Annotated in this window: 1 pseudogene; it reads left to right on the top strand. The window is 67.7% G+C overall.

Annotated features, from left to right (window positions below):
* Positions 1-457, top strand: a pseudogene (locus V6U90_RS33810) (ISAzo13 family transposase); the annotation flags it as partial.
* Positions 458-554: the final 97 nt, after the last annotated feature.

Here is a 554-nt window from a genome sequence, read left to right as displayed (position 1 = left end):
GCTCGCCTTCCTCGAACACGACAGCATCCCGGCCAGGACCACGATCATCGAGAAGCTGTCAGACCCGACGCTGACCGGGATGCGCCACAAGGAACTGGACACCCTCGTGCGGCGCCTCGCCCCACGGCAGGCGGCCAAGGCCGAACGCCTCGCTCACCAGCGCCGCGGCGGCGACCGCCAGCCCGGTGCCCGCGGCGGCGTCTTCCCCCAAAAGATCGACAATAGTGAACGGATCCTGCTCACCGTCCTCTACCTCAGGAAGTTGTGCACCCTCGACGTCCTCGCCGACGCCCTCGGAGATGTCAGCCGGTCCCTGATCGGCCAAGTCATCCGCGAGACACGCCCCCTGCTCGAACAGGAAGGCTGGATCCCACAGCCGACAGCCACCCGTTACCGCACTGCCGCCGACCTCCTCGCCACCGCCCCAGGCTCGGGCCACGACACACCGACAAGTTGATCCTTGACGGCTCCACAAGATCGGCAACGTCCTCGCCGCGCTACCGAGATCCGCCCACCCCGGAGCGAAGAAGGCCCTCGCGGAGATCTGGAACGCC

It is taken from the genome of Micromonospora sp. CPCC 206060, from assembly GCF_036906895.1.
In the GTDB taxonomy this organism is placed as follows: domain Bacteria; phylum Actinomycetota; class Actinomycetes; order Mycobacteriales; family Micromonosporaceae; genus Micromonospora.
The sequence above is the reverse complement of the archived record's forward strand: the minus strand, read 5'-3'. Positions and strand labels throughout refer to the sequence as shown.